Origin of the sequence: Paenibacillus sp. VTT E-133280 (assembly GCF_002264385.1) — a bacterium.
Classification (GTDB): Bacteria; Bacillota; Bacilli; order Paenibacillales; family Paenibacillaceae; genus Paenibacillus_AQ; species Paenibacillus_AQ nitricinens.
The window spans coordinates 40,643-59,111 of sequence record NZ_NFUX01000008.1 but is presented as its reverse complement, the minus strand read 5'-3'; the positions used below and the strand labels follow the sequence as shown (position 1 = coordinate 59,111).

The following is an 18,469-nucleotide window of genomic DNA, read 5'->3' as shown; positions in this document are numbered from 1 at the left end:
CAAGTTATGAGCCGCCCAACATAAATTTGTAAATCTTACCGTCCTGTACATAATCATTATTAAAAAGTAGGGCATCACCTTCTCTTTTCAGGAACTTCAGGTTGTCTCCATAATAAGGGAGGTCGTTTGTTTCAGCATATTTTTGCTGTTCTACGTCAAGGAGTTCCTTGTACAACAATGTCTTGGTCCCTGTTTTACGATCTATCATCATGAGGAAACCTTGTTGATTGGACCGTATCATCAGATAATCCTCGTCCATTCCCTCCACTAAATAATTATCCGAAATATCCCCTAGTGTGGTCAGATCAATCTTCTCCGTTACGTTACCCGTTCCATCTTCAATTAATCGTAATATTTTCCCATCGGTAAGCAGGAGCTGATTGCCAGCTATTTTCACATTGTCACCGTAACGAATATAATATCCTACACTCGCTTGGCGAATGACCATTCCATCCTTAATAATCATCGTATACCATTTATTATTGATATGTGGTTCTCCGTAAACATCTGTTAAGGTTAGATAGAGTAGACCTTTTGGCGTCTTCTGAAAGTTGAACTGAACAGCATCGAACAGCTGCGATCCGAGGTTCGCTAGTAGGCGAGTATGTCCTGCGGAATCTGTTAAATATAAACTCCCAGTTTTCTTATCTACTGTATAAGTAGATCCACCGAATTGTGCACTGGCACTTGCAAAGCTCAATAGTCCAGTTGCTGTATATATCCTCTTCGTCGCATCCCAGCTAACCGTTGTTCCTCCTAATGAATTTACAAGAAAGCGTGCAGGTACATAGAGCTGGCCATTAAGCTCAAATGGAACACCCTCCGCGTTTACAAGCTTACCATCGAGGACTCCCTGTTTACTTCCAATTCGAACGGCTATCTTTTTCCCCCATCCAGTAAACTCTGCTCTTTGATGGGATTTATCCCATACTACCTTAAGTCCTGCCGCTTCCCAGTGACTAGCTGAAACATAAGTCATTCCATCCTTTACTAGTGCTGAACTCGTTACTTTCCCGCCTCCATCCATAATGTAAGTGAAATAAGCGGGCAATGCCGCATTCGCTACTGGAGCAGTAAGCAATGATACAACAAATATTGGAGCTAGCAACCATCTTTTATCCATACATTGACCAGCCTCCATGTTAGCGAACTATAAACTCTTCATATTGTATTGACGCAGTTTTTTTCCAAATGTTCCTATAAATCTTCAATATTAGTAAATTTAATATCAGTTTCCCCCAACGAACCGACCCTCTCCTTCTGCCTTTTTCCCCTCATTTGCTTGTTCCCCCAAGAATCTGTGAAATTTTTTTCATATATTGTTGAAGAGGTTGGCGCCAAACCTTGAACAAACAAATAGAAAGAAGGCAGATAAAATGGCTCTAGGTTGTGATACTGCTACTAATGTAACAGCGGCAAGATTAACTACACTTAAAAACAATAGCTTCACATTTGTTGGCCGATATTTGAATCGTGTAGAAGGTTATCAGGATGGTCTCACATCAGCCGAGGTGACACGAATATCAGACGGAGGATTATATATCGTATCCCTTTACCAAATCAGTAAATCGCTCGATCACTTTACGAATGCCAACGGTGTTGCAGATGCTGAAACTGCTGTAGGATTAGCAAGCGATATGGGACAAACCAGCAGCACTCCTATTTATTTTGCCATAGACCGTGATATGACCTCATCAGAAATCTCAAACAATGTTGTGCCTTATTTTCAAGGCATAAAATCCGTATTAGACAGCAGTACCAAAAATCCCAAGGGCTATAAAATGGGTGTATATGGATCAAGAGCGGTCTGTTCTTATATCCGTGGCACTTATTCTGCTACAACACGCTACACCTTCATCGTAGATAATAGCTGGTTGGGAACCTTCGATGATTGGAATCTCAGACAATATAATTTCAACACTGAGCTCGGATCTAGCACTGGCAAAATCAACGTAGATTATGTAGAATCCTCATCGAATGGCGGCGGTGGCTGGAAAAAGTAAGCTCATTCATTGCACGCCAGAGCAAGGGGTACCTGTAAAACCAACAAGGCAGTGGTTCTCCTTATTGGAGAATCGCTGCATGCGTAGAGGTGGAAGTCGATCGACGTTCCGCTATCCCCTCTCCGTATATTTTTTAACGAGATAACTGCATTCTGTACACTTATTTCGTCTACAAAGGGCTGAATTCTCACTTTAACTGTATTCAATACAATTAAAAGCCTTTTGTTACTATTTAGAATCCTCAAGCTGATCATATGCTGAATCATATGTCCACTCTAAGCCGTAGCCCTTACTCGACAGGTAGATGGTACCGATTGTATTTCCCTCTTTAGTGAGCAGAATAGGAAACAACCCTTCTTTTCCATTGAAAATAGGTGAAAGCGGCGTTTTTTGATAATCATTGAAGACATCCGGAAGAGTCACCGCGAGCTTTTCCCATGACTGCCCCTTATCCTTGGTCCAATAAATAACTGGCCCATTATCTTCATAGTATCTGAACCCCAAGAAGCCGATATCCTTGCTAGAGAAGCCAGCTCCTGTTAAACTTTCCGCGTACAAATCGTTAGGATTACCAATCTCCGTCCATGTCTTCCCACCATCAGAGGTCAGATATACATAATTCAACGAACGTCCCACACCCGCAGAACCTCCGGAGACAATCCAGCCGTTTTGTTTGTCTGTAAATCCGATGAACTTCGTGTCATAACCTTTTGCACCTTCAATGTTGTAGGTATTCCACGTTTCTCCCATGTTATCACTGATTAATACCTGAAGTGGAGATTCTTTTCCATCTGCAAATCCATAGACAATAGCGGTTTTATCCTCGGAAATAAAAAAGCCAGTCTCTCCTCTCCCCATCCCCATTTCTGTTCCAGTTGTATCAAGCTTTAAAGGCGTTGGCGCTTGGATCTCCCCCTCCCGATAGGAGACAGAGACATTACCGTTCTCGTCAACGGAATATTCATTTCCAGCATTATGCACAACTACTTGTTCACCGCTGGAGCTATAGGAATAAATCGTACCTGGTTTGAGCGTCTTATCTGTAGATTGACCATTTAGATTCGTACATGCAGCTAATATTGCTGTCACTCCAACCAACATTATGACTGTAAAAAAAGCCCCTACTCCATTTCGTTTTTCTTTCATATTTAAAATACTACCGAATCGCTGCTTCATCGAGTGTTTTCCTCCTGCAAAATTCGTTGACAAAGCTACATGCCGAGTGGCACTGCTTTGCATGACCGATAAAATCGCTTCACAGTATTTCTTCCGATAGGCCGCGCCTCGCTCACGTACAACCGTATCATCACAGTAAATCTCAATCTCGTGGGCAGCTTCGCGCGTCATTAACCAAACAAACGGGTTAAACCAATGTAGTGCCTGCACTATCTGCAACAACAGCTTATAAACGATGTCAAGCCTTTTGTAATGAACCAACTCATGTTTTAAGATAAACTCCAGTTCTTCATCACTATATTGTTCATGAGGCAAAAACAAAGCTGGCTTGTAAAAGCCCATTAACATCGGATTGGGAACTTTACTGCTTATCAAAACTGGAATGGAGGCTGTTACGTTCATTTCTTTAGAAACTTGTTTGAGCTTGGTGACTATATTCTCCCCAAGAATAGGATTGCTCCAACGCAGTGCCTGTTTTCTGAAAAAGAAATAGCTCAGCAAATGATACGCTAAAAATAACACAGCTCCAGCAAGCCAGATGAATGCTAAAATGTCCAGAATTGATGGGATATGGCTTACATTCCCTGCCTGAGCTGTTTGAGTGATTACAGATGGATCAGCCTGTAAATTCTGAGAAGGTGTACCCTGAAAGACTGCGGCCATCCCCTGACCTTCTGGTATTTGAATGGCTACAGGAGGATTAGTAAAGGAAAAGTTGAACGGCAGCAATAATCGCAGGGTTAAAATCAACCATATCCAATAACTCCATTTCGCTGAATAATGTCTCCTTAACATAGGCCTTAACAAGATCAAACCGATAATAACTAGACTTGTAGTTAATGAAATAACCAGAAAATCTAAAAAAAGACTTGTTATCATCAGGTTTCCTCCTTTTCTACTCTATCCAGCATTTCCCTCAGCTCTGCAAGATCACCTTTATCGATTGCCTTTCCGTTGTATAAAGACATCACCATATCTTGCACAGAGTTACCGAACAGCTTCTCAAGCGTGGACTTCCCTTCGCTCTCTTTATATTTCGTTTCCGAAATTGCGGCAAGATAACGATTGCTACGTCCCTCTTTTTCACAAAACAAAAAGCCCTTTTCAACTAGACGTGACAACACAGTCAATAAAGTTGCAAGTGCCCACTTACGCTTATCCCCCAGCTGATTCAAAATGTAGGAGGAGTTAACCCAATCTTCCGCCCTCCAAATCACCAGCATAATTTCCAATTCAGCATCGGGCAGCCGTTTGATTTTGTTATTCATCACTATTTCACCTCGTTATACAATTGTGTAATAAAACCATTATACAATTGTATAATAAAAAAGCAAGCCCATTGTTTCAGCTTTAATGTATACATCATAGACGCTTATATGCACTAAAGAGTTGCTAGATAAGTTAATATCCTTTTACAAAAAAACAAAAGGCTGTCCCATAAGTAGGTCTCTTTATTCAAAAGACAGCCCTTCCTGACTTCAAAGCTATAAAAAATAATACAACAACAGAGCACGTCACCGGGTTATTGGAGACGTGCTCTGTTATATTTCCGGTCGATGGCGGCCTGCTTAAGTTGATTGTAGGCAAGGCGAAAGCCAACCGACCTCTAGCGTCACTTTTTCTTTGTCGCGAAGCAGAAATCGCCGGAAGTTCCGGTTATATTTCAATTGAAATTGTAAAAAATTTTCCGCTTAAACAGCGGAGAGAACGGACTGATTGTGGAAAAGCGACAGCGGTCCCCTTGGTCTCCAGATTTTCGCCACTAAGAGGAATGAAAAAATCTGGAGAGCACAGCGATTGGAACAACGGTCCGCTCGCGGAGCTTCCACTCAAAAAGCCTAAGTATATCCTACGTAAAAAAAGGCTGACCCAAGCAGCCATTTCATGGCTTTTGGGTCAGCCTCTTGTTCGTAATACTTAGAGCGCCGCAATCCGCTGCTGGATGCGTGGAAATAAGGCGAAGGCATTCTCGTAAAATACTTTTTCGTGGTGCTGCTCAGGGACAAGTCGGCGGACAAATTCCGCATATAGGTCAATAGGAGCGAGTGGCCAATCCGTGCCGAACAACATTTTCTCATAGTGGTCGGAATACACCAGCGCCCGGCGAAAATGATCCATGAACAGAGGTTCATTCATGAACCGTTCAAAATGAGGCCGATCACCGACCACAAGACCCGACAAATCGGCATAAACGTTTGGATTTTTGGCCACCACTTCGGCGGCATCCATCACCCACGGATCGCCAAGATGGCAGATCATAAAATTCACATCACGTCGTTGAAACGCTAATTCGTCCACGGTAAGTGGATGTGCATACTTTAGCAATCCGTTCATCGAGTACGTATCACCAGTATGAATGACCACAGGCGTACCATACTTTGCTGCCAGCTCATAGATCGGCGAATAGATTTTGTCATAAACGTAATGATGATAGTACCCGGCGTAGAGCTTAATACCAGCTACCTCGGGAGCTTGCAGCCGTGCCTCAATTCGATCCAGCTCCTCTTGTGCATCCTTTCCTCCGAGCATGTTCGGATTGATCCCCACGCATTCCATTAAGAAAGGCGGCACAGTATCCTCCAAGTCAAGGCTCATCGGATTAGGGGAAGTAGAGTCAGGGAAAGCTCCCTTCGTCTGCTCCGTGACCCCCATTCCAATGCCGAGAACAACGTCGTTCTTATCAAACTCCGCTTTGAGACCAGCAGCAGTGTAATCGACTTTGGAGAGATCCTGTGCTGTTTGATGAAAGCTGTCGATGTCCGACAGATGAATGTGAATATCAATGATCGGCATTTAAGATCTCCTTTTCGTCAATAGGTCTAGCAAAGGTCAGCTTCAAAAGATTGCGGATATCCTCTGAATTCAGAGCGAGTTCTCCCATGATCAGGAAGGACGGCTGTGTCCAAACGGTTTCTCCATTTAGAAGCGGAAGATGATGATGCACCCCGTGATTAAATACTTTATTGTTCACATACGCCGAGGCACTCTGATTCGGATGACTGCTCACCATATGCAGCATATCCTTACGCGAAGTTGCACCAATTCGCAATAGTCCCTTGGCCTCAAGATAGGTTTCAACCGTGCCTAATAAGAACTTGCCCTCCTTGGAGAATTCCATCCATCCTTCGGCATAAACTGGTGAAGGTTTGATATAATTTTCCTCCGACAACGAATAATTCGGCAGGGTCATTCCGCTGTTATTGGTCACCGAATGCAACACACAGAGCACAGGGACACCTGGGAGCATAAGGTAATGCTGATTAACAACAATTCCTCGGTTCTTTTCCTGCTTCTCGATCGAAGTAGTGATACGTAATCCTTTCCATACATTGCCCTGAATATCCATTTTCTCGGTCCAAGCTGCGCTTCTTGGCTCCTCCAACCGACTAAATCCACCTATACCTGAAATCCCCACACCGAGTCCACCGTGCCAAGGATTCCACCAGGAACGTGGTGCTGCTTCCGGATAGGAGCTATCCAGCCATTCTTCTCCATGGTGCTTCAGGGAATGCACAACACTGGCGAAATCAGGAGCAGCTGCAATAGAAAGAACTCCGTTGCTCACAGTGTAAATAGGCCCCGCCGGTCCCTCTTCTGTGCCATAGATAACGGCTGCTGTTTCCGTTTGTGGGAACCAGAGGCCTGTTCGCTCTTGAATACGATCCTCTCCACGATAGACAACTCGAACCTTCTGTCCTGATTGGCTGTGTTCTAAAGAAGATTCCACTTCCTCAGGTGAGAGCTCAAAGCCCGCGGAGTGCAGATTCTGCTCTCTTTGCAGCTCCATCTCAGCGACTTTCTGCTCCTCTCCTCTATCCGTTTGGACATACAGCTCGAGGCTTCCATTAAGCGAAGTCATTTTTCGTTCGATTAACTCCGCATGAAGCGCCCCCGCCGCAAACGGATTTCCACCGCCGAGTGTTAGTTCAAGATGATCATCCAACACTGGTGTGATCGGATCCACCTGCTTCCGTGCAAAGGTACGGAAATCCGACCACTTCAGGAAGGTGTTTAAAGCGAACACCAGTGTCTTTGTCCGTACGACATCTCCAGCAGAGATTTGACCAAGATTATGCTCCAGACCAAGTGGATACTCCGGACGAAGCAGCTTCAGCGAAGGATCCCAGCAAACGCCGCATGTGACATTTTCTTCCTTGCTAAACAACCAATTTTCCGTAATTTGAGCGCTGTCCCAATTACCCGGATCACCCGAATAAGAATCGCCCATGTCTACGTAATGACCCTGATAAGGCAGGATGAGCCGTTTGCCAAAAAATCCGAAATTGGTTAGCAGATACATATCCTCTTCCAACGTTTGGTTACTAGTATTGCGTACCTCGCTATAAAACTCAGCGATTCCGTTTGCAAAGAGCTTAGCCACTCTTTTTATCTCCAGACCCGGGAATTCATCCGATTCATAAAGGGTCTCTAAAACTTGGCCCTCTCCTTCGGAATAGATCTTCACTTCTTTAGCCTGTTTCTTCGAGAATTCTTCGGCGAATGGTTTACCTAACTTCGGATGGGTCAGCCAGAAATTATGGCTCGAGCCGGGATATTCAATCCACATCCCATTGTCGTTATTATTAAGATGTACGGAGTAGGCGCCGTTTACAGCCACCCACTGATCCCCGTTTTCCCCACCAAAGCGGCCATGTTTTCCTTTCATTAGCACAGATAATTTGCTGATGAAGGACACTGCCTTCTCTCCAGCCGGAACGGCCGTTACCTCAATATCCCGTGAATAAAGGCCATATGAATTTAGGGTAAAGGGCACCCGGATGGAAGCCTTACCTTTAGCTGGAACCGAGAAGCTTACTGCCCGATCCGCCCACGTCAAAAATTCTTCCTCTGGCAAATCAAAAGAAAATTCCGCTTCCGCTGCAAAATTATTCTCAACATTCAAATATAGCTCAGCGGGAAGACCGGGATACAGCTCACGTGTTGGCAACTCCATCAGCATTTTCAGCGGGAATTTAGGAGCAACACCTATACGGAACTCAGCGCGCTTGCCACCGATGATCCATTTGCTCATAACCACGGGGTGAGTCTTCTTGTCGTTTTGCTCTTCACGAATCGGATCAAGCTCGAACTCACCTTCTACGATAACTGTTTCTCCTGGCGCGAGTGTTGGTGCAGCAGACAAGGCAAAACGAATATTTTTGTCATTTTGTCCTTTGATCTCAATAGCCAGATCAGACGCCGAACGATTCTTGATGTGATAGCGAATCTTGTAGGTGGAACCGAATACAAGATCGTGATCGTCAATCTCCGTGGAGATTTCATAGTCAGGTGTATCAAGAGCCGTCAGGCCGCGACCGGTCTTCTCGAATTCTGCGCGTAAGGAGAGTTCTCCCTTTTGCCAAGTGTAATCGAAGAAATCAAAACCACGCTCCCGGCGACCGTCCGGCTGAATCGGCAGTTCACGGGTGCTATCTGCATACCAATCCAGCTGCTCAAAATAAGGAGCGAGTGCTTCCGTTTGCAGAACCGTCGGAATGAAGTTCATCAGATGGACGTAATCCTCATTTTTTTCCCAAAAGAATCCACATTTCTTATACATCGGTACGGCCTTCGTATTGCCTGCCCAAGTAAACAGATCAAGTCGCGGCCAGCCCGCTTCAACTGTTCGGCGAACAGCGTTCAAAATCAGGTTACGCCCTACCTTGTATCCGTGATAATCAGGTCGTACATTCAACAGCGGAACATACAAAGCCCCTTCGTCTTGACGGTAATGAGCAAAACTGCAGAAGCCGACCACTTCCTCACCATCAACGGCGAGAAACACATTCAGATTGGACGAAATTTCCATCTCGCGGCGCACGGTATCCTCTGTTCTCTGATTGGTGCCTCCTCCCCAGCTTTCGTTGCTACGGTTCCACATTTCTGCGACCGCCTTAGCGTAAGAAGGATCATATTCGATAATGCGGATTTGTTCCGCTGTAGTCTTTACAGTCATGCTCTCATCTCCTTATTCCTCAAATATGAGTATGTATTCGCAAAAAGTTATTCTAGATAACATCTCTACAACTTTATTCAAATAACTCCTACGAGTTCTTATTATACTATTAATTGGAAGGCAGTTACGAGGTAAAAAACTTGATAAAAAATTCTTTCTGCTCCATCAAAATTTCATTTGTCTGATTATTTATTTTATGCATACAAAAAGACGAAACGCATAGTTGTTGATGTAATACGTTTCGTCTTTTCATAAGGTTTCTAATAGTTTAAATCACTTGTGAGAATCGCCTGTTACGTAATCTATTAGTTTTCGCGCAAATGCACTAGCAATCCATCAGCTCCAGTCACCAACATGTCAGTGCCTGTCCAAAGCATTTCATTAAAATTATAGAATTCATTATGCTCATAAAAGTTCCAACTCTTTAAATCCTTCGAGACTCCGATTCTGTTGCTGCTTATGAAACGGTAATCTTTTCCGGTCCAAACCAATCTACTAGCGTTACTGCTGGCGGCATGGGTTTCTATATATTGATCATATTGTCCCTTTACTGATGTCCATTGCAGACCATTAGCTGAGCTATAAATATGATCCGATACAATGATGAATTTATCCTTCGCCCATTGTACATTCAAGAAAGTGTAAGCTTCTTCATAGTCGTTCTGCTGTTGCTTCCAATTAGGGAGATCATTCCCCAGCGTAAAGGTCTGCAGATTCCATTTGGTTAAATTAGTACTCTGTAAAACGATGGCTTTACTGCCATTAGTTCCGACTACAACAGTGGTTCCGTTATGAGTAGCAATGTCCGTCAGCTTACCAGACCAGTTGTAGATTTTTTTCCAGGTTGTTCCGTTCTCTGAAGAGTAAATCATCGACTTCTTATCATTGCCTTTAGCATGCCCGATAGCTACATACTGTTTGCCAGTCCAAATCACGTGTTTCATTTCGGCATCCAGAGGCTTATTGTTTCTGTTCCAAGCAATACCATCTTTGGATGTCCAGGCATATTGCAATCCTACCGCTACAAAAACGTTACCATTCCAAGCCACGGAGGTCAGACCGTTTACTGTAGTATCCTCCCTGTTACCCAGCAGCATCTGCTGCCAATTCTTTCCGTCCTTACTCGTTGCAACAGTTGGAACTGCATACGTATAAAGTGAGCCAACGGCGACATATGTTCCATTTCCTTTTACAACTTGACTGTAGGAAGCATCAGGCTTCGCACTCTGCTTCAAATCCCACTTTAAACCGTCTTTGGATACGGCCAGACGGGTACCTGAATAACCAACAAAACCTTTCCCGGTATAGGTCACCATCATCCCCAAAGGCATATTAGGAATTTTCTGCTGCTGCCATTTCACTTTATCGGTAGATACAAATACTATACCCTCTTCGCGAAATCGAGTAGCGTAGATTAGGTATTGCTTGCCATTCCAGAATATTTTGCTGCGGCTGTACAGACCGGAGAACATCTCTGAAGTTCTGACAAGCTTGAAATTAATTCCATCCTTAGTACTGAGGTTATTGCCTTCGGTATCATAAAATACTAGCGTGCCATCTGACTGAAGCTCATCAAAAGTCAACCAATAATTACGAATCGGTTTTCCATTTATTGTTGCTTTATATTTCAGATTGTTATTTACTTTACCAGACTGTTGAGTCCACTGGCTTAAATTATCAGATGTATACACAATAAGCTCAACATTTCGTTTATCGCTCAGGATATAAAGGAATTGATTACGAGTACTAGCGGAGCCATAGTACGCATATCCCCCGTAAGTCATCATATAACGTTTACCATTCCAGTAAATCTGATCGAGACGTTCACCAACCGTGCCTTGCAAGTTCCACATGCTTCCGTCCGTGGAAGTGTAAACTTCCGTCTTCATGGTTTGATCCGGATAAGACAACAGAATGAATTGATTATTCTGCCAAGTGATCGTGTAAGCTTTCAATACCGATGACTGTAGTTCAACTGCTGTTTCGATCCACTTTTCTCCATCCAGAGAATAATACAGATGAGGTAAGCTTAAATTCTGATCACTTAAAAAGAAGCGATCATGTTGATAAGTGATACTTATTTTGCTTGAATTGATCGGTAAAGGCTTTGTACTCCAGGTTGCACCCCAATCTTTTGATACAAGGAATCCCGTCAACTTAGGAATAATAACCAGGCCCTTACCATTGCTGGCAGCTTGCCCTAGCTCGTTTCCCTTAACACCATCATAAGTAAATGTGAACTGCTTCTCTGCGTCCACTGTTAACGCGGAAAAGGCAACTTTTTCCGGAGTAGCAATAGTCTTTTGATCTGACCCGGTACCAGACTGCTGCTTGGAGTTATCTCCCCAAGTTACTGCACTTCCATCCGCCAGAAGCGCAAAAGAATGAGCCGCCATACATCCGTTGCTCAATCCAACGGCATTGTTCAGATTTGAAACCTTGACCGGTTCCACAGAATACTTGGTGGTCCCATCTCCCAGTTGGTTTCGATCGTTGAAACCCCAGGCCCAGACTGTCCTATCCTCTTTCAGAACGGTGTAAAAGTTCTCTCCAGAAGTAATATCCTGAATGCTCTCTAATCCTTCAATCCGTTCAACTGCCCCTTCTTCTCCCTGCAGAAGCTTGAGATTGATTACACCTGTGTTTGAACTTGAAGTATAAATGGTTGAGACACCCCAACCCCATACCTGTCCATCCTCTGACAAGGCATAATTGGGCTGGTTCGTTTGCCCATCAATAATCTTCTTGATACCAGAAAGACCTTCAACCTGGATAGGAACCGATGATTTATTGCCGATACTCCACACTGTTCCGTCGTTTTTAATAGCGTATGTATCAAAGAATGCCTTAAAGTCAGCATTTGAAAGCTCAGGTCTTTTTACCGCTGCTTTGCCGGGTTCAGAAGGCACATACATCCAGACGGTACCATCACTCTGTGTGGCATAGACATATGCCTTGGCATCGCTGATCTGTACGATCTGCTTAAGCCCCTTAATCTGACTAAATGATGCAGTATCTTTTGAATAGTTAAACCGTCCCCATACCGTACCGTCTTTTAGAAGTACCTGTAGAAATTGGTTACCACCTTGAATATCTTTAATCGGCTTATCTTTAAAGAAAGAAACTTCTTGAGGAGCTGCATTCCCTATCTCCCCAAAGCTATTATATTGACCCCAAGCCCACAGATTCCCTTGGATATCTAAAGCATAGGATTGAAGATTGCTGGCAACAATCTTTTGCACTTTCACACCGGTATTAGCCCCCTGATTCCCTACTTCTAAGGCTTTAGCAGAAGGAACTGCGGTAATAAACGTTCCGGTAATTAGCAGTAGTATTAAAACTATCAATGTTATATTCCTTGGGACTACTCTCTTAAATAAATTCATAGTATGTTCTCTAAACTCCTTCGCATCCTTAATTAACCAATGTTTCTTCCTAATCTCTGAACATGGGACCTCTTGCAGTATTAAACTTCACCACTCTCCTTCAGGAATATTATACTATCATTTCCATAAAACACTTATTTAAAAAAAGGAGGTTTTGTAAAACTATTGAGTAACGAAAATAAGACCATGCCTTCTGTATTAGCTAATTTATTTTGCGTAGTATAATAAAAAGCTGTCGAGTCTCCCTCGACAGCTTCGAATCTACTCTAGGAGCAGCCATTCTATTTAACAACTTTCCACACGATCTGCTGATCTATTTTTCAAATTCGCGATACCTACAATGCCAATCAACAGCACGCAGAAAGAATAAGGAAGTGCCATATTAGCGGTGTATAAAGCTGTGCCTATAACTGGACCTATGAATGATCCGCCACCTTGTAGGGCCGCAATAAAGGAAGCAACGCTTCTTTGCTCATGGTCTTGAACCGCCATTGAAGCACCGGCACTGTAGCCAAGCAATGTAAAGCCGATGCCGATTCCCAAGAATGTAAAGTCCACATAAGCAAATCTGATAAACAATAACAAACCTAGCAGACCCAAAGCCACAAATAATAGCCCTACGAGCAGCACCTTTTTAGGATGCCATTTGAGATATTTGCTGATCACAATTTGTGAGAGCACCACCATTATTCCCGAGATAGCCAGACCCGTTCCAATTAACTGAGTGGCTTGCTGGGTACTGTATCCAAGGCTGTCTTGCACAAAAAATCCGATAGTAACCTGCACGATATTCAGCGCAAACGATAGCAAAAGTCCAATCCATAAATAGAGGCGTATCCGTCTGTCGTTGGGTGAAAGTGAAATCGCCTGCCGTTCAATCTCGATATTCTTTTCTTTAGGAATAAACACTAGAAACAAAATAGCTAAGGTGAATAATAATATCGCTGCGGCGTACATTGGCGAGGTGAGTCCCAGCGAAGCCATTCCTCCGCTCATTGCAGGTCCTACTACGAAGCCAAGTCCATTGGCTGCACCGAATAATGCCATTCCCTGAGTACGGGTCTCTTTTGTACTCCAGCCCATAACATAAGCCTGTGCTAATGCCGGAATACCTCCAAAGAAAAAGCCGGCGATTGCACGAAGGATAAAGAAACTCCAAAATAGGCTGGTTTTGCTCTCAGCATGTACTGCATAATCAGCCAGCAATGCAAAAATGACTAGTGTTGCCATATAGACGAACATAATCGAAGCGAGCAGCCATTTTCGGCTCATGAATGTTTGTTTTTCCCAGAAATACCCTCCGAGCAGCCAGCAAAGTCCCGCTACCGATACCAAACATCCTGATTGAAAATCACTAAGTCCCAAATTTCGGGCAAGCGGGCCAATAATCGGATTAAATGCGGCTATCGATATCATCCCTGTAAGTACGATAAGAAACATAATACTCAGTCTGTATTTCATGAAATCCCCTTCTCCTCTCAAGTAAACCAAAACAATATACGATTCATAATCGCTGTGTTCATCGTACTATGCCTGGAAGTCAGGCCTCTACCCGATGGCGGATTACTTTACTGGTTATCGGGATTATTAGTAGAACACAAAAAAACTGCTCCTAAGAGCAGTTTAAGTGATAACCTTTCAATCTACCGTCCCAATATTCTCCAAGTGCAATGAACTTTCGGAGCTAACGCCCGCTTCCGTACTCAGAGTAGTAAGTGCTTGTTTAAGATCCTCTTTATTCACATACACGTATGGACTCTTCCAAAGAGATTCCACATGTAAGGAATTGATATGATCTGGTTTGAGTTTAGGGAAGTTCAACAACCATTGCTGGAGATCTGCTTGTGGAATATCTGTCTTCACATTTTCACCGATGATGTCCAATACATTCCCCCATTGGGACACGCCTTGGAAATTCCCTAGCTTATCCAGAATCTGCTTAATTACTTGCTGCTGTCGATCATTGCGCTGAAAATCGGAGGATTCAGCCGTTCCTTGATTCGATTTGCGGTAACGCACAAAATCAAGCACATGTTTGCCATCCAGCTTCTGCAAGCCCTTCTTTAAGTCGATGTTCGTCCCGTCTGCCGAATCGATATATTTCATATCCATATCGACATCAATGGTTAGCCCGCCAAGCAAGTCCACCGTCTCCTTCAGCACATCAAAATTCACTACGACCATGTGATCAATTGGCAGACCTAGTAAATTGCTGAAAAACTCTTTTGTATTAGGGATAGCTTCAGTTTTATCTTTTATGTAATGGTATGCATAATAATAATTAGCTTTTCGAGAGGGCAACGATTTAGGTTTTAGTAACAAATCCCTCGGTATAGATAAGAAACTCGTCGACTTCGTGTCAGGATTGAAGCTGACAAGCATTAACACATCGGTATTCATTACCCCACCACCACCGTCCCGACTATCTACCCCGGCAAGCAGAAAAATCATAGGTTCAACCGATACCGTCTCCTTTTTTTCCTCTAGGGCAGCGGTTGGCTGGACGTTGATTGGAGCAGCCATGCGCTCTATCGCGTTATCCGTTTTTTTGTATAAATACCCTGCATATACTCCAATTCCGATAATCGTTGCGCCTAAGACAAGTCCAATGCTCGTCAGAATTTTACGAGTTGTTGTCCATTTGCGTTTGTTAGTCATAATTCCCTCCACTCAGTTCCAGTAGCTTTTTCAAACCGTGCTTTCATCCTTATGGACTTTCACACTTAGCACTATGCCAATCGCAATCATATTAGTAAGTAACGAGCTACCTCCATAACTAATAAACGGCAAGGATATCCCCGTTAGGGGCAGCAATCCAAGATGCATTCCAAGGTTAACAGAAACTTGAAAGATAATCATGGCGATAAATCCGGTGACAACATATGCTCCTGCACGATCCCTGCTTTCTAGTGCGATAAAGATCATTCGATAGACGAGCAATAAATAAAGCATCAGCAGCACAGATGAACCTATAAAACCGTATTTTGCACCGATGACCACATAGATCGAATCGGAATACGCGTAAGGAATATATCCTTTTCGCAAAAAAATACCTTCACTACCCGATAATCCACCGGAGCCAATGGCAATCATTGCGTTTTTGACATGCCATGATTTATCCGGATCACTCTGCGGGTCTAAAAAAGCCTGAATTCGTGACAATTGATGGGGCTCGACAATCTTGGATAATAAGTCGAAATTGGCATAGTAGAGCCATAGTATCGTGCCGATCGAAATAATCACCACACCGAGGATCAAAATCATATATAGAGCACGGATGTTACCAATCCAAAGCATACTAAGCAATATGCCAGCAAAAACGAGCGCTGTACCCAAATCGGGTTGATCCATGATCAAAATGAAAGGAATTAAAAAAATGAAACAAACCGGCACTAAATCTTGAAAAAAGCGAAGCTGCTGTCCTTCTCGTTTACCCAATAGATGAGCAATGAGCAATACCGTACATATTTTAGCCAGCTCGGAGGGCTGGAGCTGAAAGCTCCCAATACTTAACCAACGCACGGCACCATTGAGGTTTTCCCCAACCAGCTTAACTAGCACAAGCAGACCAATACCCACGCTATAAAAGAGATACGCTAACCAGCCTAATAGAATCTTATAATCTACCAATGCGATGAATAACATGGGTATGCAAAATAAAGCAAATAAATACAATGAACTGATGTAAAGTCCGTCTAACCGTGTATCCGTAGTCGCTCCATAAATAGCAACAGTACCAATACCAACTAGGCCTGTTACGAGAAAAAGTACGGATCTGTCCAGCTTTGCAATTTTGGTGGAGATAAACATGAAACAACCTCTATTTAATTTCTGTATTTTTCTTGTTGTAAAATGAGCATCATAAATAATCCGCCTGTGCACAAATACATCTTGCTTCAAGATGAAGCTGAAGTGCAGCGGATTATAAAGTGGAATGATTATCTCAGATCAAATTTGTCCTGATACGCCTTCTTCGATAACAGCTTTAATTTATCTTCACTCAGCGTGTAAATATCCAGTCCGTTCCCTGCCTCGCCCAATGACCAGCCCAGTGCGAGTTCGTTATGGCCATCATCATCGACATCATAGAATCCGGCATAATCCAGGCCATACCCAAACCCCTCAACCTCCGAAATCTTTTGCCACGCTTCATTTTCCTGCCTAAGCAGCATCGCTTTTATAGAAGAACCTTTGTTTTTGCTGTACTCATATACAACTACAGCTTCGTCAATACCGTCTCCATCCATATCCCCAAAGGAGATAGCATGATCCTCTTGTCCTTCCAACGGAGTTATCAATTGAGCTTTGTCGGGAAGCCATTTGATAAATTCCTGACTCGTTTTGTCTCGCTGCAGGCTTGCTTCTGATGATGGAGGCTTAATCAGCTCTCCTGGTGTTGCCGGCACTCCGCATCCTCCGAGCAAAATTAACGTTGTTAACATAGCACCTATTTTTATGAATTTGCTCGGCATTTGGATCATCGACTCCTCGCTTGTCCGCATATATAGTATTTTATCTGTGAAAGAGATGAAAGTGGTTATGAAATAGTTAAATTTGAGCTCTATTTATATCGGCAAGTCAAATTGGACAATCGTCCCCTTGCCTAAAGTACTGCTTATTCGTAGTTCCCCATGATGCAATGTAATGATCTGTTCCGAGATAGACAGACCCAAACCGCTGCCTGACGCCTGTTGGTCCGCTTTGTAGAATTTTCGCCGCACATTCTCTAAATCCGCTTCTGCGATGCCTGACCCAGTATCCTCAACTGTAATTACAACTTTCCCTGGAACCGTATGGGCAGTAATAAGAATTCGACCTGAGGAACTAGTGAATTTGAGCGAATTATCAATGAGATTAATCATGACTTGCTTCACACGATTCTCGTCAGCTTGAATGACAGGCAAATTCTCTTCTATTTTCACTTCGAGCAAGATGCCTTGTCGGGTTGCTCTAGGGGTGAGTTGTCTGCCAATATGCTGCAACAGCCCTGTTAGATCCACAGTTGTAAGGTGAATTGCGATTCTTCCGTTATCCAATTTGGAGAAATCCAATAATTCATCCACCATATGAGTTAACCTGTCACTTTCAGATTCAATGATATCTAGCCCATCATGAAACAGCGCCTTGTTACTCTTCCCACCCGCCTTCAAGGTGATTACCCAGCCTTTGATCGAGGTCAATGGCGTACGCAGTTCATGGGATACGGATGCGATAAAATCATTCTTAAGCTGTTCACTGTTCGATATTCGACTGGCCATCATATTCAATGTATCTGCCAAGGAACCAAGCTCGTCTTGATAACGCTTTTGTACTCTTATGCTGAAATCTCCTTCGGACATTTGATCTGCCGCCTGTTTCAGATCTTTAATGGATCTGGTTATGGTCCAAGATAGTAATAATCCAAGCAAGGTGACAATACCAATCACGAGCAAACCTACCCCGATCAGCAAAACCGCAATTTGATTAACTGTATGTATCGTTTCCGTTAAGGAGGTAATAAACCTTACTTCTCCAACGATGTTTCCTTTGGCTTGTAAAGGATAGGACACCGTAAAAATAGCTTCCTCGGTTACGGGGTCCTCACCCTTCCAACTGTTAGGCTGCCCTTTTATGGCTGCTTGTACATCCATGTTATCTGTCATCGCAAAATCGCCTTGGATTCCGTTCGAATCCTGCAAAAGCCGACCTTCAGCATTAATAATCTGTACCTGTGCATCGGAATGACTGGCAAAGCCCTTTAACAACCGATCCGATTGTGCCTCTAAATCCTCGTCGCTAAAATATTGCTGATAAAAAGAAGCCGACAGTTCCGCCTGATTCATCAGGGTTTGCTCTATATTATGAAAATAATAATAACGTACAGATAAATTAAGGATAATCTCAAGAATGAGCACCGTAAGACAGATCACTACAAAATAGCTTCCTACTAATCTTTTCTGAATACCCAT

13 protein-coding genes are annotated in these 18,469 nt (G+C 43.3%); 2 read left to right on the top strand and 11 right to left on the bottom strand.

The window, feature by feature from the left end; all coding sequences use genetic code 11:
• Window positions 1-4 precede the first annotated feature (4 nt).
• Window positions 5-1,123 (bottom strand): copper amine oxidase N-terminal domain-containing protein, encoded by a 1,119-nt coding sequence (locus tag CA600_RS05670; protein ID WP_179281544.1) that lies wholly within the window; start codon window positions 1,121-1,123, stop codon window positions 5-7.
• A gap of 253 nt (window positions 1,124-1,376) precedes the next feature.
• On the opposite strand from CA600_RS05670, the gene CA600_RS05665 reads away from it, so the two are divergent.
• On the top strand, window positions 1,377-2,003 hold the full coding sequence (locus CA600_RS05665) for a glycoside hydrolase domain-containing protein (RefSeq protein WP_094869294.1): 627 nt from the start codon (window positions 1,377-1,379) through the stop codon (window positions 2,001-2,003).
• Between the two features lie 228 nt (window positions 2,004-2,231).
• Here CA600_RS05665 and CA600_RS05660 read toward each other — a convergent pair whose 3' ends face one another.
• Both CA600_RS05660 and CA600_RS05655 read right to left on the bottom strand, forming a co-directional pair.
• Window positions 2,232-4,058, bottom strand: a complete 1,827-nt coding sequence (locus CA600_RS05660; RefSeq protein ID WP_094869293.1) for a M56 family metallopeptidase — start codon at window positions 4,056-4,058, stop codon at window positions 2,232-2,234.
• Complete coding sequence (locus CA600_RS05655; RefSeq protein WP_094869292.1) at window positions 4,058-4,447, bottom strand: BlaI/MecI/CopY family transcriptional regulator; 390 nt, start codon at window positions 4,445-4,447, stop codon at window positions 4,058-4,060. Before CA600_RS05655 ends, CA600_RS05660 begins: the two co-directional genes overlap by 1 nt.
• Before the next feature lie 305 nt (window positions 4,448-4,752).
• On the opposite strand from CA600_RS05655, the gene CA600_RS31140 reads away from it, so the two are divergent.
• A complete protein-coding gene (locus tag CA600_RS31140) occupies window positions 4,753-5,100 on the top strand; it encodes a hypothetical protein (protein WP_094869291.1) in 348 nt (115 codons plus the stop codon).
• On the opposite strand, the gene CA600_RS05645 is transcribed toward CA600_RS31140, so the two are convergent.
• The 8 genes from CA600_RS05645 to CA600_RS05610 form a co-directional block, all read right to left on the bottom strand.
• Window positions 5,097-5,972, bottom strand: coding sequence for an amidohydrolase family protein (locus CA600_RS05645; protein WP_094869290.1), 876 nt, complete (start codon window positions 5,970-5,972; stop codon window positions 5,097-5,099). The genes CA600_RS31140 and CA600_RS05645 overlap by 4 nt on opposite strands.
• Window positions 5,959-9,135, bottom strand: coding sequence for a GNAT family N-acetyltransferase (locus tag CA600_RS05640; protein WP_094869289.1), 3,177 nt, complete (start codon window positions 9,133-9,135; stop codon window positions 5,959-5,961). The genes CA600_RS05645 and CA600_RS05640 overlap by 14 nt, the downstream gene beginning before the upstream one ends.
• 305 nt (window positions 9,136-9,440) lie before the next feature.
• Complete coding sequence (locus tag CA600_RS05635; protein WP_179281543.1) at window positions 9,441-12,482, bottom strand: RCC1 domain-containing protein; 3,042 nt, start codon at window positions 12,480-12,482, stop codon at window positions 9,441-9,443.
• A gap of 324 nt (window positions 12,483-12,806) precedes the next feature.
• Entirely contained in the window at window positions 12,807-13,982 is a 1,176-nt protein-coding gene (locus tag CA600_RS05630; protein ID WP_094869287.1) for an MFS transporter, read from the bottom strand.
• A 177-nt stretch (window positions 13,983-14,159) separates the two neighbouring features.
• Window positions 14,160-15,179 carry an LCP family protein gene (locus CA600_RS05625; RefSeq protein ID WP_094869286.1) on the bottom strand — a complete coding sequence of 340 codons (1,020 nt, stop codon included), beginning with the start codon at window positions 15,177-15,179 and terminating at the stop codon, window positions 14,160-14,162.
• Between the two features lie 30 nt (window positions 15,180-15,209).
• Window positions 15,210-16,331 (bottom strand): FtsW/RodA/SpoVE family cell cycle protein, encoded by a 1,122-nt coding sequence (locus tag CA600_RS05620; protein WP_094869285.1) that lies wholly within the window; start codon window positions 16,329-16,331, stop codon window positions 15,210-15,212.
• Window positions 16,332-16,459: 128 nt separating this feature from the next.
• The gene (locus CA600_RS05615; RefSeq protein ID WP_094869284.1) at window positions 16,460-16,993 is read right to left on the bottom strand and encodes a hypothetical protein; all 534 of its coding nucleotides are present in this window, start codon (window positions 16,991-16,993) and stop codon (window positions 16,460-16,462) included.
• Window positions 16,994-17,086: 93 nt separating this feature from the next.
• Window positions 17,087-18,469 carry a sensor histidine kinase gene (locus CA600_RS05610; protein ID WP_094869283.1) on the bottom strand — a complete coding sequence of 461 codons (1,383 nt, stop codon included), beginning with the start codon at window positions 18,467-18,469 and terminating at the stop codon, window positions 17,087-17,089.

What these genes read in the sequence shown, in the direction of transcription:
- CA600_RS05670 (WP_179281544.1), bottom strand. Translation starts at nt 1,123, where the DNA reads ATGGATAAAAGATGGTTGCTAGCTCCAATATTTGTTGTATCATTGCTT.
- CA600_RS05665 (WP_094869294.1), top strand. Translation starts at nt 1,377, where the DNA reads ATGGCTCTAGGTTGTGATACTGCTACTAATGTAACAGCGGCAAGATTA.
- CA600_RS05660 (WP_094869293.1), bottom strand. Translation starts at nt 4,058, where the DNA reads ATGATAACAAGTCTTTTTTTAGATTTTCTGGTTATTTCATTAACTACA.
- CA600_RS05655 (WP_094869292.1), bottom strand. Translation starts at nt 4,447, where the DNA reads ATGAATAACAAAATCAAACGGCTGCCCGATGCTGAATTGGAAATTATG.
- CA600_RS05645 (WP_094869290.1), bottom strand. Translation starts at nt 5,972, where the DNA reads ATGCCGATCATTGATATTCACATTCATCTGTCGGACATCGACAGCTTT.
- CA600_RS05640 (WP_094869289.1), bottom strand. Translation starts at nt 9,135, where the DNA reads ATGACTGTAAAGACTACAGCGGAACAAATCCGCATTATCGAATATGAT.
- CA600_RS05630 (WP_094869287.1), bottom strand. Translation starts at nt 13,982, where the DNA reads ATGAAATACAGACTGAGTATTATGTTTCTTATCGTACTTACAGGGATG.
- CA600_RS05625 (WP_094869286.1), bottom strand. Translation starts at nt 15,179, where the DNA reads ATGACTAACAAACGCAAATGGACAACAACTCGTAAAATTCTGACGAGC.
- CA600_RS05620 (WP_094869285.1), bottom strand. Translation starts at nt 16,331, where the DNA reads ATGTTTATCTCCACCAAAATTGCAAAGCTGGACAGATCCGTACTTTTT.
- CA600_RS05615 (WP_094869284.1), bottom strand. Translation starts at nt 16,993, where the DNA reads ATGCCGAGCAAATTCATAAAAATAGGTGCTATGTTAACAACGTTAATT.
- CA600_RS05610 (WP_094869283.1), bottom strand. Translation starts at nt 18,469, where the DNA reads ATGGGTATTCAGAAAAGATTAGTAGGAAGCTATTTTGTAGTGATCTGT.